Source organism: Microcoleus sp. N9_A2 (assembly GCF_036701775.1).
Lineage (GTDB): Bacteria > Cyanobacteriota > Cyanobacteriia > Cyanobacteriales > Microcoleaceae > Microcoleus.
On the sequence record NZ_JAUBRH010000011.1, the window covers coordinates 93,098 to 108,086 of the forward strand.

At 45.2% G+C, this 14,989-nt stretch carries 6 protein-coding genes and 1 pseudogene; 6 read left to right on the plus strand and 1 reads right to left on the minus strand.

What is annotated here, in order from left to right; translation table 11 throughout:
- Positions 1-631: 631 nt before the first annotated feature.
- The 4 genes and pseudogenes from QUA44_RS09500 (at position 632) to QUA44_RS09515 (ending at position 10,292) form a co-directional block, all read left to right on the plus strand.
- Positions 632-991, plus strand: a complete 360-nt coding sequence (locus tag QUA44_RS09500) for a hypothetical protein (RefSeq protein ID WP_333249961.1) — start codon at positions 632-634, stop codon at positions 989-991.
- Between the two features lie 566 nt (positions 992-1,557).
- Positions 1,558-6,765 (plus strand): nSTAND1 domain-containing NTPase, encoded by a 5,208-nt coding sequence (locus tag QUA44_RS09505; RefSeq protein WP_333249959.1) that lies wholly within the window; start codon positions 1,558-1,560, stop codon positions 6,763-6,765.
- A 360-nt stretch (positions 6,766-7,125) separates the two neighbouring features.
- On the plus strand, positions 7,126-9,399 hold the full coding sequence (locus QUA44_RS09510) for an FdhF/YdeP family oxidoreductase (RefSeq protein ID WP_333249957.1): 2,274 nt from the start codon (positions 7,126-7,128) through the stop codon (positions 9,397-9,399).
- A 234-nt stretch (positions 9,400-9,633) separates the two neighbouring features.
- Positions 9,634-10,292: pseudogene (locus QUA44_RS09515) on the plus strand (Uma2 family endonuclease).
- Between the two features lie 91 nt (positions 10,293-10,383).
- On the opposite strand, the gene QUA44_RS09520 reads toward QUA44_RS09515, so the two are convergent.
- Positions 10,384-11,604 (minus strand): glycosyltransferase family 2 protein, encoded by a 1,221-nt coding sequence (locus tag QUA44_RS09520; protein ID WP_333249955.1) that lies wholly within the window; start codon positions 11,602-11,604, stop codon positions 10,384-10,386.
- 331 nt (positions 11,605-11,935) lie between these two features.
- On the opposite strand from QUA44_RS09520, the gene QUA44_RS09525 reads away from it, so the two are divergent.
- Both QUA44_RS09525 and QUA44_RS09530 read left to right on the plus strand, forming a co-directional pair.
- Positions 11,936-12,358 (plus strand): hypothetical protein, encoded by a 423-nt coding sequence (locus tag QUA44_RS09525; protein ID WP_333249953.1) that lies wholly within the window; start codon positions 11,936-11,938, stop codon positions 12,356-12,358.
- Entirely contained in the window at positions 12,352-14,895 is a 2,544-nt protein-coding gene (locus QUA44_RS09530) for a protein kinase domain-containing protein (RefSeq protein ID WP_333249952.1), read from the plus strand. Before QUA44_RS09525 ends, QUA44_RS09530 begins: the two co-directional genes overlap by 7 nt.
- Positions 14,896-14,989 lie beyond the last annotated feature (94 nt).

Sequence of the window (14,989 nt, forward strand, 5' to 3'; positions counted from 1 at the left end):
GGATTGGAGTAATGAATAGTCTTGTTTTAATTTCTCCCTACAAGGCTTGGGGCTTTAAACAAATTCTTTCTGGTAACGAGAATTATGCAAAAAATTAGAAATGTTAAGATATAAGTATTGACAGATATCCGGTAGCTGTGGTATTTCACATCAGCTTGCTGGTGGCAGCGCGGGAGTGCGAAAACTGGTGTGCGAAAACTGGTGTGCGATTCCCTACGGGATAGCTACGCTTCACGAACTTCTCACGGCTTTGAGTCTGAGATGAACACTCGCAAAAGCTGGGGAATTACTTAACGGGAAAACCTGAATGTTTAAGAGTTTTCACGTAGTAAATAGAAAGGCAAACACTTGACCGGATATGCTCCGTTAAGCAAACTTGCCGCGAAGAGTCACAGATCAGGTTATATCCTATGGAAAAGCAAGCCACTATTAATTAATGACTCTGCTCAAAAACGGATACTTGTGAACTGCCGGAGAGGTAAGTAGCCCACAATTTTATGCCCTAGTTCCAGCTCTCAGATTCATCTGTGGAGTAAAGCTAAAATCTAAAATCGACTCACAGCGCTCTAAAGTAGCGGCGGATGTTGAATTTATAGCAGCACCAAAGTTTAGTTTATACTAGGAGGATAGCATGAGGAAAATCACGGCGCGACAAACTATACGTGCCATAGTAGCACTGCCACTCCTACTAATAGCCAATACAACTCAAGCTTTTGCCGCTGATACCGGTCAGAAAATAGATCCAATTAAGAAAGTTTCGGATTTTGGCGATGAGCTAGATTTTGATATTGGGCCACCAACAACCATCAGCATTGAAGAAAGCGAGGATTGGGATGAACCTGATTTTGCAGCTACTTTAGATATCGAGATTAGTAAATTTATGACAAAAAATCTTCAAGCTGTAATTGATGAGCCGCCGCCGGTAGTTTATCTCAGTGATGCAAGGGGTCAGTCAACCCGGGAATGCCGGATTTCTGGGATCTGCGAATAACTGAATCGGATTTGCGCGATTTGGGCGATGGCTGGGAGCCCCGCAAACAAAAACTCTTTTGCTGGGTAGAATTTGAGCAATCATCAAGATTTCAGTAAAATCCGGTTGATTTTGCTGGGAATATGCGAATAACAGAGTATGTATTTTTTGGGTATGCTTTAATGCGATCGGCTAAAACAATAAGTAGGCAGGCTGAAATAAACTTAACTAATTGATAGTTCCCCGTGATTGGAAATCGCCCACAAGGGCAGAAATAAAATTAATCAGATGATTCTTCGCAGTGATTTGCCAACGTAAAAACGGGTAAAAGTAAACTTAGAGCAACCGCCAAAACGGTTAGGAAGTTCTTAATTGCACTTCCCCTGCAGTCGATTGCTTCCATCCGTTACATCCGTTAAATAATCCGTCGATTCCTTCCATCCGTTACATCCGTTACATCCTTTACATCCGTTAAATAATCCGTTGCCGAACTTCCATCCTTTACATCCGTTAAATAATCCGTTGCCGAACTTCCTTTTTTCGACAGTTTACAGCACCTATCCTGAGAAATTTTTCAAATATTAATTATGATTAATTCGCACTGCCAGCAAGACACCGCAGCACAGCAAAACAAAAGTTCGCTGCAAACTCTCACCCGGACTCTCTCGATGTCTCAGGGGCAATTTTCGCTGATTTTGGTGCGGTGCAATTACAGCGCTATGAGAGAGGAAACTGTACGGCAATTGCGGGAGGAGTCTGGTATCGAGATTCGAGAAATTGTCCTTCCCGCATCTGTTAAAACTCTTTACACGACGATAGAAACCAAACTTTCCTGCAGCCATCCGCCAGCTTTAATGGTGTTTGGATTGGAATCGGTAAGTGCGATCGATCGAGTGCTGACTTCTACCAACTACGTGAGGGAAGAATTTCGGAATAATTTTCCCTTCCCGGTGGTGCTGTGGGTGACAGACAAAATCTTAAAAAAACTGATTCGGTTAGTAACAGATATCGAAACTTGGACGACAAGCGTTGAATTTGTGATTGGCCCCGACGACTTGGTGGATTTCCTGGGCAAAAGTGCCGATCGCATTTTTTCCAACATTTTAGAAAGTGGCAATTGGCGTTTAACTAATTCTGCCATTCTCGGGGCCAATTCTTTGAGTGAACTAGAGTCGGCTAGCCAAGACTTGCAAACTTGCAACATCAGGTTAGAACCAGCTATTGAAGCGAGTTTGCAATTTATTCGCGGTAGGCACGAATATGCTTGTCAGCGCATCCCTGCGGCTATTGAATTGTATCAAAAAAGTCTGAGTTTTTGGAAGTATCAAGTAGCATTTATTGGAGCAAAAACAGAATTTAGTGATTTGTTATTTACCGTTCACCCAGCACCGGTGTTAGAGGGAATTCTGCTATTCCACATCGGTCTTTGCTACCGCTTCCAAGCAGAACAACACCGCAGCGGCAACCGTCCTTACTGGACGGAAGCTAAGAATTATTTTCAGGAATGTATTGATGTTTTAGAACGGGCGGGACGGCCGGATGCCGTTGGTATATTCATCAATCAACTTGGCGAAGTATTGCAGCATTTAGAAGATTGGGATGCACTCTGGAATTTAGCGATCAAAGCTCGGAGGTTACATGAAAATATGGAAAATACAGCAGTTAATTTGGCTCAAGATTACGGCTTTTTGGCTAGAGTAGCCTTAGAGCAAAAGAACTGGCAAGGGGCGAAAGAATGGGCTTTAGTGGCTCTAGACGTTCTCAACTCAAATTTAGAAGCGATGGGACATGGAACCCCTGTAAAGTCGCAGCATCTAGGCTTATATCTGTTAATTTTAGCAGAGGCCCAGAGTCAGTTGGGTGAGGTGCAGGAGGCGATCGCCCATTTAGAGCTTGCTCGCTTGGAAACCGAACCTTGCTACAACCCGCAACTGTATTTGCGGGTTTTAGAAATGCTGCGATCGCTCTATTTTCAGCGGGGAGAATATCTCGAAGCATTTCAAATTAAGCAAGATTATCGAGCGGTGGAACACACGTATCGGTTCCGAGCTTTTATTGGAGCCGGAAAGTTGCAGCCGCACAGAGAAGCGGTTAATTCCGTCGCCGAAACTCTTGCCGACGCTGCTACTATTGCTGACGAAATTACAGCTTCCGGTAGAGAGCAAGACCTCAACCGCTTGATATATAGGATGAACAATACCCCCGACAAACTGACAGTAATTTACGGTCAGTCTGGAGTTGGCAAAAGTTCAATAGTCACGGGAGGATTAGTACCAGCTCTCAAACAAAAAAAAATAGAAATGCGGACTGTTTTGCCCGTAGTGCTGCAAGTTTACAACAACTGGCCGCGGGAATTTACCAGACAGTTATCTGCTGGAAAAGCTGAAATATTCGATCCGGAAATTGCCGAAGCAGTACCTGAAATTTCTCCGGTAGATTTGACCGTAGAAGCAGGTGGAGTCAAGGGAAATCTTATTTCGGGATTTCACGGTGGCTCGACTGGGAATAATGAGGATCAAAGGGAGCAGTCACAGCCAGTAGAATTAATCATACAACAACAGGCGATCGAATACGAAAACATTATCAAGGATCTGCAAAGAAATTCCGAACATTTAGTGACTGTTCTGATATTTGACCAATTTGAAGAATTTTTTTTCGTCTGGAAAGAGCCAGCGGAAAGACAGAGATTTTTTGATTTTTTGCGGGAATGCTTGAAAATCAAGTATTTAAAAGTCGTCCTGTGTTTGCGGGAAGATTACCTGCACTATTTGCTGGAATTTTCCCGACCCAAAAACCAGACAGGATTCGTTAACAATGATATTTTGGAGGACATTCTCAGCAAAAACATTCTGTTTTATTTGGGAAATTTTTCGCTAGTCGATGCGCGATCGGTAATTCGCACTTTAACTGAGCGAGCGCAGTTTTACTTAGAACCAGAGCTGATCGAAGAATTAGTCAAAGATTTAGCTGGAGAATTGGGAGAAGTCCGCCCGATCGAACTACAACTTGTCGGCGCTCAACTGCAACAAGAGAACATTAGAACTTTAACTCAATATCAGGAACTTGGCAACAATCCGCAACAAAAGTTAGTCGAAAGGTTTCTCGAAGAAGTCATCAAAGATTGCGGCCCGGAAAATGAAGTAGCGGCGCGCCGAGTATTATATTTGCTAACCGATGAAGAGGAGATACGTCCCCTAAAAACCCGCGCCGAATTAGCTTCAAATTTAGCGACATTTGCTGAATCTGACAAGTTAGATTTAGTCTTAGAACTGTTAGTAAACTCTGGTTTAGTTTTTCGATGGACGGAACTACCGGCAGAGCTTTATCAGCTCGTTCACGATTATTTAGTTAGCTTCATTCGCCAGCAGCAAGAATTAGATAAAAAGGCAGAAGTTGAGGAACTGCGAAAGCAAAACCAAATTAACCGAGATGAAATTGAACAAATTCGCAAAGACAGAGAGCAAGATGCTTTGCTGTCGGAAGCTAGAGACAAACAGTACCAAGCGGAAGCTCAACTTTACCACACTCGGAGATGGCAATTGCGGGCGGCGGTTCTAGGAGTGCTTGTACTCGCAGGTGTTTCGGGGATGGCATTCGAGCAAGCAAAATTAGCGGAAAGCGCACGGCAAGAAGCAGAAAAAAGTCGGACTGATGCCCTAAATTCGGCGTCGGAAGCTTTGGTGCTTTCTAATGAAAAAAATCAATTAGGAGTGTTGGGAAATAGTATCAAAATCGCCAGAGATTCTCTGAAAAGTACAGCGCTGCCTGTGGATACTAAAAATCAAATTGCTGAGAGACTCAGACAATCAGTTTCCGGGGTGCAAGAACGCAACCGTTTCGAGCAGCATAGCAAGTTTGTTTTGGATGTGAGTGTCAGTCCCGATGGCAATTCAGTTGCTTCGGCAAGTGCTGACAAAACTGTTAAATTGTGGAGCAAAGAAGGTAAGTTATTAAAAACTTTCAATCACCCAGATAGCGTGACGAGTGTTAGTTTTAGCCCGGATGGGAAAACGATCGCTACTGGTTGTGCCGATCGTACAATTAGAATTTGGCAAGTAGATAACGACAAAAGTGCGATTCCCTACGGGATAGCTCCGCTTCACGGCATTTTATCCGGCCACCGCGATATCGTCACCAGCGTCAGTTTCAGTCCCGACGGCAAAACCCTAGCTTCCGCCAGTCACGACAACACCGTCAAAATCTGGAACCTTGCGAACAAAAAATTGCTGCAAACCTTAACCGGACACAAAGACTGGGTGCTCGGCGTCAGTTTCAGCCCCGACGGCCAAACAATAGCCTCAGCAAGTGTTGACAAAACTGTCAAACTTTGGAACCGAGAAAGTAAAACCCAGAAATTTACAATTAATCCCAAAACATTAACCAAACATTCTGACATTGTGTACAGCATTAAGTTCAGTCCAAACAGTCGAGAACTCGTCTCAGCAAGTGCCGACACCACAGCCAAAGTTTGGAACCGAAACGGTGAGGAAATCAGAACTCTCAAAGGACACAACGATGAAGTTGTCAGCGCAAGTTTCAGTCGCGACGGCGAAAAAATTGTCACCGGCAGTGCAGACGATACGGTAAAAGTTTGGAGTCGCAGCGGCACTTTGCTCAACACTTTTCGAGGACATCAAGACGACGTAAGGGCCGTAAGTTTCAGCGGGGACGGCACTATTGCTTCGGCAAGTAAGGACAAAATGGTGAAACTTTGGAAACCTGACAGCACTCCGTTGAATAAGATTTTATCGGGACACGGAGACTGGGTTTACCAAGTCAGTTTTAGTGCGGACGGCAAAACAATTGCTTCTGCTAGCGGCGACAAAACCGTGAGACTTTGGCGCCCTGACGGCAGTTTATTCAAAACCTTAGCAGATCACAAGGATTCTGTTACCTGGGTGAGCATTTCGCCGGACAATAAAAATGTTGTTTCTGCCAGCAATGACAAAACGGTGAAAGTTTGGAGTTTAGACGGGAAACTGTTAGATACTCTGAGCCACAGCGGCGTTGTTAGAAGCGTGAGTTTTAGTCCAGACGGAAAGATAATTGCCGCCGCCAATGCCGATCGCAAATTGTATCTCTGGCGCTGGAACGGTTCTAAAGCAACTTTGCTTGCAAAACTCGATCACAGCAATCCAGTAATTAGCGTTAGCTTCAGTCCTGACGGCAAAACAATTGCTACTGCTACCGCTGCTGAGGACAAGGCAAGCGGGAAGAAAAATGCTTTTGAAATTACCGGAGAAAAGAGAGTTTACCTCTGGCAATTTAACGGTGCGTCGGCGAAAATTCTGAAAACTCTCGACCACCAAGACAGTGTTAAAAATGTTAGTTTCAGTCCCGAAGGCAAGACTATTGCTGCTGCTTGCGCTGACAAAAAAGTTTACTTGTGGGGGTTTGATGGCAAGGTAGCAAATTTAACTGAAAAACTCGACCACAGCGATACTGTAGAAAGCGTGAGTTTTAGTCCAGACGGCAAGTTGATTGCGGCGGCGAGTGGGGGAAATACTGTTAAGCTGTGGGATTTTGATGGCAAGAAGGCGCTGCTATCGAAGACTTTGGAGTCGAGCGATCGGGTGTTGAGCGTTACTTTTAGTTCGGATAGCAAAATTCTGGCTTTTGCTAGCAGGGATAGAAGTGTAATTTTGTGGCCTGTGGAGAATTTGGAACTGAATAATATCATTGCTCGCAGTTGCGAGTGGTTGGGAGATTATTTGCAGAATGACCCGAATGTTGCTGAGGGCGATCGACTGCTGTGTCTTGGGTTTGGGAAGCAGGCTTTAAATAAGAAGAAGTAAACCTTCATTCAGTTGACAGTTGACAGTTGACAGTTGACAGTTGACAGCTTGCCCTGAGCTTGTCGAAGGGTTGACAGCAAACAGGTTGACAGTTGACAGGTTGCTTAGAGAAGGGTTGACAGCACTTGACAAAAGAAGGAAGAGGATTGGAGTAATGAATAGTCTGATTTTAAAGCCTCTCCCTACAAGGGAGAGGCTTTAAACCAATTCTTTCTGGTAAAATAAGATGGCGGTTGGAACCGCCGGGTCTTCTTAAAACATCTATCTATTGACTCATTTTTTGTGCTGTAAATTTGCGGTAAATTAGATTAATAAACTTAACTGCCCATCAATTCGCAATTCAAACAAAAGGTAAGCCGCATGGAAATCAACTCCCAAAATATCCAACCCGTTCCGCCATTCAACGAGACAAACGAGGAAACACCAGAGATAGGTGGCGGTTTGCCCGTAATAGAATATTGGGCAGAACATACATTGTCCCCGGAAGGCGCGAAACTTTGGAAAACTTTGCTGCACAAAAGTGCTTGTTTGTCATGTTCTTGGGGCACTGGCGGGCAGAAAGGAGGTTTTACAAATGAAGAGGGCGAAAAACTGCAGCGGTGCATGAAAAGCGTTGAAGCAATTTCCGCTGAAATCAAGCCGGCTATCTCAACTCAATTTTTTGAAAAGAAGAGTATTGCAGAACTTCAGCAATTAACTTCAATGGAAGCCGATAGGTTGGGAAGGCTGAGTTTTCCGATGATTTTGCGGGCGGGTTCATCTCATTACGATCGCATTTCTTGGGAAGAAGTTTATCAAATTGCCGAAGCTGCTTTTCGTAAAACCCCCGAAAGAGTGGCATCTTACAGTTCCGGTCGCTCTTCAAACGAAGCGGCTTTTCTGCTGCAATTGATGATGCGGGCGATGGGTTCCAATAACTTAGCAGATTGTTCGGATCTCTGCCACGCTCCCTCGACAACTGGCTTAAGCGAAATGTTTGCCACACGCACCTCGGTAGTGAGTTTAGAAAACTTGAAGCAAGCAGATTGCGTCGTACTCGCGGGCGCAAATTCTGCCTACAACCATCCCCGCTTGATGAACGAGTTAATTAAAATTCGCGACAAAGGCGGTAAAATAATTGTAATCAATCCGGTGATGGAAATCGGGTTAGTCAAGTTTGGTTCTCCCGCATTTCCCGTCAAGTCGCTCATCCCCGGTTCCGATATTTCCTCCTTATACTTGCAACCAATTCCGGGCAGCGATACGGCGCTATTTGTCGGCATTCAAAAGTCTATAATTGAACAAGGATTGCTGGACAAAAAATACTTACAAGCCTATACAGAAGGCTGGGAATCAGTAGTCCAGCACGCCAGCGAAACCGATTGGGAAACTATTACTAAAACCTGCGGAGTTTCCCAAGCCGAAATTGAGGAGGCAGCCAAAATTATCGGCACTTCACAGCGAGTTGTCTTTGGTTGGGCGATGGGAATTACCCAACACGATAACGGTGTAGATAATGTTTTCAGCATTGCCAATACTGCCTTAATGACAGGAAATGTTGGCAAAGAAGGTGCTGGATTAATGCCCGTCAGAGGACACTCAAACGTCCAAGGATTCGGCTCTATGGGCGTCACTGTGAATCTGAAAAAAGAAATTCAACAAGCTTTAGAAAAGTTATTAAATCGTCCCCTCAGTCCTGTTAAGGGCTACGACACTCGATCGCTCATTGAAGCAGCAGATGCAGGCAAAGTCGATACGCTGATCTGTCTGGGCGGTAATTTGTATGGGGCGAATCCAGATTCAACTCAGGCAAAACGCGCTTTAAGCAATGTTGAAACCGTTATATACCTCGCAACCAAACCGAATTTAGGGCATTTTCACGGATTGGCAAAGCACAATACAATTGTGATTCCTGTGCTGAATCGCTTTGAAAATCCCCACAAAACAACGGTGGAATCTGGGAATAATTTTGTGCGTTTAAATGATGAGGGCGAAACTCATCTCAAAAATGCCGATCTGATTTCAGAGGTAGAATTCTTGACGGAATTAGCTAGCAGAATTCACGGCGAGTTTCCGGTTCATTGGCGCCTACTCCAAGACACAAAATACGTGCGCCAATTGATTGCTCAAACTATTCCGGGCTATGAAAAATTAGGGACAATTGATAGAACAAAAGAGGAATTTACGATCGCAGGTCGCATTTTTACAGAACCTAAATTTCCTACTGATTCCGGCAAAGCAAAGATGTTTGTTACACCTTTGCCAGTCCTGAAACTACCCGCAGCCCAAGAGTTTGGAGCATCAGAATCAGTGCGAGGTTTAGTTGTGGCATTGATGACGGGACGCAGCTATTCTCAGCACAATACTGTGGTTTCCAAAATTGATGACAAGTACCGGGGAATGCCTCACCGCAACTGCATTTTGATGAACCGCGCGGATGCCGAAAGTGTGGGTGTGCAGGAACATCAGCGGGTTACGGTGCAGGGAAATGTGGGGAAAATGGAAAATGTCGAGGTGATTTACGGGGCGGTTCGTGAGGGGGCTGCTTTGATGTTTTATCCTGAAGTTAATGTGATTTTTCACCCGGAAATTGAAAAGCGATCGGGTACGCCTGCTTACAAGCGCGTACCTGCTTTTGTATACGCAGAAGCATGAGGTTTGCTGCGAAATATTTATCCGTTTGGTGCATTTAGTTTATACTTGTATCTTTGGGGCGCTGCTCAGAGCAACGGCCGACAAGAGTTTCAATAAAAATAAGCACCAGACGGACGACTAATGTAGGGTTACACAGCGCACCAGACGACTAATTTTGTCAAGGAGAAAGTGATGAAATCAGATCTAAAAATTGCGATCGCCAATTCATAAAAACGGGAAAATGGCAAAAGTGCGATCGATCTAATTCCGTTAGAAAGTGGTGACAGATTGACGCGGCATGAATTTGAGCGTCGCTATGAGATGATGCCACACGGGAAAAAAGCAGAATTGATTGAAGGAGTGGTTTATATTGCATCAGCGCTGCGACATAGAAAGCATGGCAAACCTCACAGTTTGATTATGGGTTGGTTGGGGGTTTACTACGCTGCAACGCCGGGAGTAGACTTGTCAGATGCTGCTACAGTGCGTCTCGATGAAGATAGCGAACCGCAACCGGATGCGCTGCTGCGAATCGATGTCGGCGGACAATCTACTGTTAGCGATGACGATTATCTGGAAGGGGCACCGGAGTTGGTGGTAGAAATTGCTGCAAGCAGCGCTTCCTACGATTTGCACGACAAGTTAAGAATTTACCGCCGTCATCGAGTGCAAGAATATTTGGTATGGAGAACTTACCAGCAAAGATTTGATTGGCTGAGGTTGAGGGAAGGCGAATATATTGCATTATAACCTAATGCTGATGGTGTAATTTGCAGTGAATTTTTTCCGGGATTGCAGTTGTCTGTATCAGCTTTGTTAGCAGGAAATTTAGCTGAGGTTTTAGCTGTTTTGCAGCAAGTTTGGATACAGCGGAACATCAAGCTTTTGTCGAACAGCTATCATCCGAAGGTTGAGTGTAGAATTATCATTTTTGGCACGCTTCGATATGGGCAAGGTGCGTACTGTGCACCCTACGACTAATTTGTGTGAATACAAAATCGGGGATTAATTGTTAATTTGCAAAGCTCTCCCGCGCCAAGTCCATCCCCAACCTGTTTCAGTTTTAATCGCAGAACCGATCGCAATTGCGGCAATTAACGTGCCTCCCAAACCTCCCAACCACCAGTATTTCGTCGGACAGTCGGAAATTTCGGCACCCAAACGGCGCCAATTGTAATGCTGCCAAATTACGATTAGGGATAAACAAATAGTTAACCAGGTAATTGGTAATTGGTAATTGGTGATTGTCAGAATTTCTGCGAAGTCCCCGTTTGCCAGCAAAATAGCTAATGCCAACCACGGCATCGGATAAATAAATAACATAATTGCGGCCATGTAAATCATCATTCCCCAACTGCGCTTAGCGCCGAGATACAGATTCTTTGTCCAGCCTTCCCACAATGCGCTCCAAGACCGATACATCCGCACGGATGCCAAATTTGAACCCGAATAAAGTGCGAGCTTTAAACCTGCACGTTTGATGCGTCTAGCTAATTCCACATCTTCAACAATTTCGCCGGCAACTGCTTCGTGTCCGCCGATTTTTTCGTAAGCCGATCGCCTAAATAACATGAACGGCCCGCCCGCAAAAGCACTGTCTGTTGTCGGATCGTTGACGGCGGTAAAGTCGTAGCAAACTGCTAGGTGATTGAACATTATCGGCTGCACTAACCACTCGGCAAAACACTCACAAACCAGCGCTGGCATACAGGTTAACAAGTCTATTTTCTCGGTTTGGGCTGTGGCGATAGCGGTTTCGATCGCCCCTGGTTTGAGTCGCACGTCGGCATCTATAAATAATAAGAAGTCTCCGGTTGCTATTTGAACAGCTTGGGCGCAGGCCCAGTTTTTGCCCGCCCAATATTGGTTGGTTGGTCGCGGCTGACCTGCTAATATTTTAAGTCGGGGGTCGTTGAGATGCTGTTGCAGGGTTTGCCCGATCGCCTTGGTGTCGTCTGTCGATCGATCGTCTACAATCAAAACCTCTAGGTTGTCCACAGACAGCGGTGTACTCTCCAAAATGGCGATCGCGCAATCCCGAATATTCTCAGCTTCGTTGTATGCTGGTACGATTACCGAAACTTTGGGGAAGTCCCCCGCCGATGGAAATAACTGCTGATCCCTACTGCTGTCGGTGCGAGGCGCATTTTTGACAGATCGGCGCAAATTCTTAGTGTAGGCTGTACTTACAATGAGAGAAAAAATTAGCAGGGTTAACAATATCAAAGCCAACTGACCTCAAAATTTCGGTACACGATTTGTCTCCCTAAATATTAAAAAATATTAAAACAAAAAGCTAGTCGATCGCCCGAAAAGTTATTTCGGCCGCCTCCTTTGCTATAATTTGTGAGCATCTTTCGGCTCGCCCGCAGCGAGGGGCAAGACCCCTCACCCAGACAGCGACCGAAAAGCCGAGGATAGATATCAGTTGTCAGAGGAGATTGCAATGGGCGAATTTTTTACAGTCGATGTGTTTGCGAACACGATAGCGGTACTCGGCGCTTTGGGTTTTTTCTTTTTGGGATATCAAGCTTTGCAGATGTTGAAAAAATAAAGTATGCCAGAACTGAGATGTTGCACCATTGTCAAGAACGGGCAAGATGCCCGTTCCACAAAGAATGAGTTTTCTTGTGGAACAGGCATCTTGCCTGTTCCTAAACAAGTAATTGAGAATGGTGCAATATCGATGTCAGAAGTCAGAAGTCAGAAGTCAGAAGGAAAGAAGTCAGAAGGAAAAAAGGAAGAGGGAAGTCGTCCGATGGAAGTCGGAAGAAGGAAAGAAAGAAGCAGGAAAGAAAGAAGCAGGAAAGAAACAACTATTCCGAATACCCAATGCCCTGTTTGGCCAATGCCCAATGCCCTGTTTGGCCAATGCCCAGGAACACCTAATTTACCTGAAAAAGGCTATACAACTGACTCAACAGTGCAACTGTTTCTTGCGAAAATCAACCAAAAAAAGGCTGCGTTATTATCATGGTGAGCCAACTTTTAGATGGACGCTATCAAATCATTGAAGTCATAGAAACAGGAGAATTTGGACAAACATATCTTGCCAAAGATATTCGCCGTCCGGGAGAACCGCAGTGCTTTGTCAAGCACCTGCGTCCTGGTACCACCGAACCGAAATTAATTAATACTACGCGCCGTCTTTTTCAAAAAGAAGCAGAAGTTCTAGAAAAGCTCGGTCAACACGACCAAATTCCTCAGTTATTCGCTTATTTTGAAGAAAATGAAGAATTTTTCTTAGTTGAATCCTTTGTTGCCGGTCACTCGCTATCAACCGAGATTGTACCGGGCAAGCCTCTAACAGAAGAAAAAATGATTGCTTTGCTGAAGGAACTGTTAGAAATTTTAGTGTTTGTACACGGACAGGGAGTAATTCACCGAGATATTAAACCAGGGAATTTAATCCGCCGCTATTCAGACAACAAGTTAGTTTTAATCGACTTTGGCTCGGTGAAAGAAATTCACATCGCTCAAAGACAAGCGCCGGTAACTGTGCGGATTGGCACGCTGGAATATATGCCGATCGAACAATTTCAATACAACCCGCAACTCAACAGCGATATCTACGCTTTGGGAATGATTGGCATCCAAGCAATGACGGGTTTGCCCGCTTACGATTTGCCGAAACTGCGGGATTTGAAAAATTCTAATAAAGGCGAAATTGTTTGGCGGCATTTAGCTGCGTGTTCCCAAGCGCTGGCCGATGTTTTGGACAATATGGTGCGCTACGATTTTCGGGAGAGGTACCAGTCGGCGGCGGAAGCTTTAGCCGATTTGAGGAAAATTGGCGATCGCTCGCGGGCGCGGATTCCCAAGCTAACAATATATCGCGAAGAAGTCGATCGGCGCAGCAGCAGCCGCGGTGATATTACAGTCGTCGGTCGTAGAATATTAGATGAACTGCGCGTCAGTTTGGAATTGCTGCCAGAAGAAGCAGAGGCGATCGAAGATGAGGTATTGAACCCTTACCGGAAATACAGGGAAAAAGGCGAACGCTACGAACAATCACTGCAAGAAGCAATGCAGCAAGAATATCCCTTTTCTCTGGAAACTCGCGACGAATTAAAACGCTTGCAGCAAGTTTTAGGGCTTACCGACGAAGATGCCGCGAAAATCGAAGAATTAGTCATTCCTAAATCTTTATTCGCTAAATTGTACAAGGCGATCTCCACAGTTTTGGAGGGACACCGCAACCCCAATCCGCCACCAGCGAGCAGCGCCCCTCAGCTCGAATTGCAGGCAAGTCCGATGGTATCCCCGCAGGTAAATCAGAACGGAAAAACCGATTTGTCGTTAGCGCAGCCCGCCCCTACGGGGGCTACGCCAACGGAGAGGATCGCCAGCCCAGCAGCACTTGTCCCCAAAGAAACTCGCAAATTCAATCCTTATCTAGCCGGGGCAACGATTGCGGCTCTCTTAGCTGCGATCGGCGGAATTTACGGATATCTCAAGTGGCAAGAATGGCAGCAGCGAGCCCAGCAAGAATCCCAACAGCTCAATCAAATTGAAGCTCTTTATAAAGCCAGCAATTATGAAGACTGCATCAGCCAAATCCCAACAATTGCCAACACGAACAGCAGCTATGCGTCCGCTCAGGACTTGCAGGAACAGTGCCAAGCAGGCTTGCTGTGGAAGAACGCCAAAGTCAAAAATTTCGCTCAGCATTCAGATGCGGTTGGGTCTGTTGCTTTCAGTCCAGACGGCTTAATGTTAGCCAGCGGTTCAAAAGACAAAACCATCCAAATTTGGGATTTAGCTACAGGCAAGTCGATCCGCACTTTTCCAGGAGATTCCTCCACTATTTGGTCGGTTGCTTTTGACTCAAACGGTACGAAACTGGCGACTGGAACCGGTTTTTGGCGAGTCATGTTGTGGGATTTGAAAACAGGGCAAGTGATTCGCAGTCTCGACCACACTGCTTCTGTTTGGTCTGTCGCTCTCAGCCCCGACGGACAGCTTGTCGCTAGCGGTAGCGGAGACAAAACCACAAAGATTTCGGATGCAGCAACTGGCCGTTTGATTCAGAGTTTTCCAGACCATACAGATTTTGTTTATTCTGTTGCTTTCACTCCCGATGGAAAAAGTTTGGTTAGCGCTTCTAAGGATAAAAAAATTACAGTTGTTGATGTAGCAACAGGGGCGTTGCTCAAAACTCTTGAGGGACACGGCGACGCGGTGAGGTCGGTTGCTGTTAGCCCGGACGGCCAAACAATTGTTAGCGGTTCCTACGATGAAAGTATTAAAATCTGGAATATCGAAACCGGAGATTTAATTCGCTCGATCAAGGGACATTCTGACGATATTGTCTCGGTTGCTATCAGCCCGGACGGGAAGTTTATTGCGAGCGGGAGCAAGGATAAAACTATTAAAATTTGGGATTTTGCTACCGGAGAATTGCTGAATACTTTGACAGGACATACGGATGAGGTTTATGTGGTTACTTTTAGTCCCGATGGCAAAACTATTGCTAGCGGTTCTAAAGACAATACTATTAAGTTGTGGTTAAGGTAATACCATTTTAGATTTTAGATTTTAGATTTTAGATTTTAGATTTTAGATCTTAGATGGGAATGACCAAGAATTTCTTGATGGTACAAGCCCCCGG

Excerpts from the sequence above, each read along its gene's own strand:
- QUA44_RS09500 (WP_333249961.1), top strand. The coding sequence starts at position 632 with ATGAGGAAAATCACGGCGCGACAAACTATACGTGCCATAGTAGCACTG.
- QUA44_RS09505 (WP_333249959.1), top strand. The coding sequence starts at position 1,558 with ATGATTAATTCGCACTGCCAGCAAGACACCGCAGCACAGCAAAACAAA.
- QUA44_RS09510 (WP_333249957.1), top strand. The coding sequence starts at position 7,126 with ATGGAAATCAACTCCCAAAATATCCAACCCGTTCCGCCATTCAACGAG.
- QUA44_RS09525 (WP_333249953.1), top strand. The coding sequence starts at position 11,936 with ATGCCAGAACTGAGATGTTGCACCATTGTCAAGAACGGGCAAGATGCC.
- QUA44_RS09530 (WP_333249952.1), top strand. The coding sequence starts at position 12,352 with ATGGTGAGCCAACTTTTAGATGGACGCTATCAAATCATTGAAGTCATA.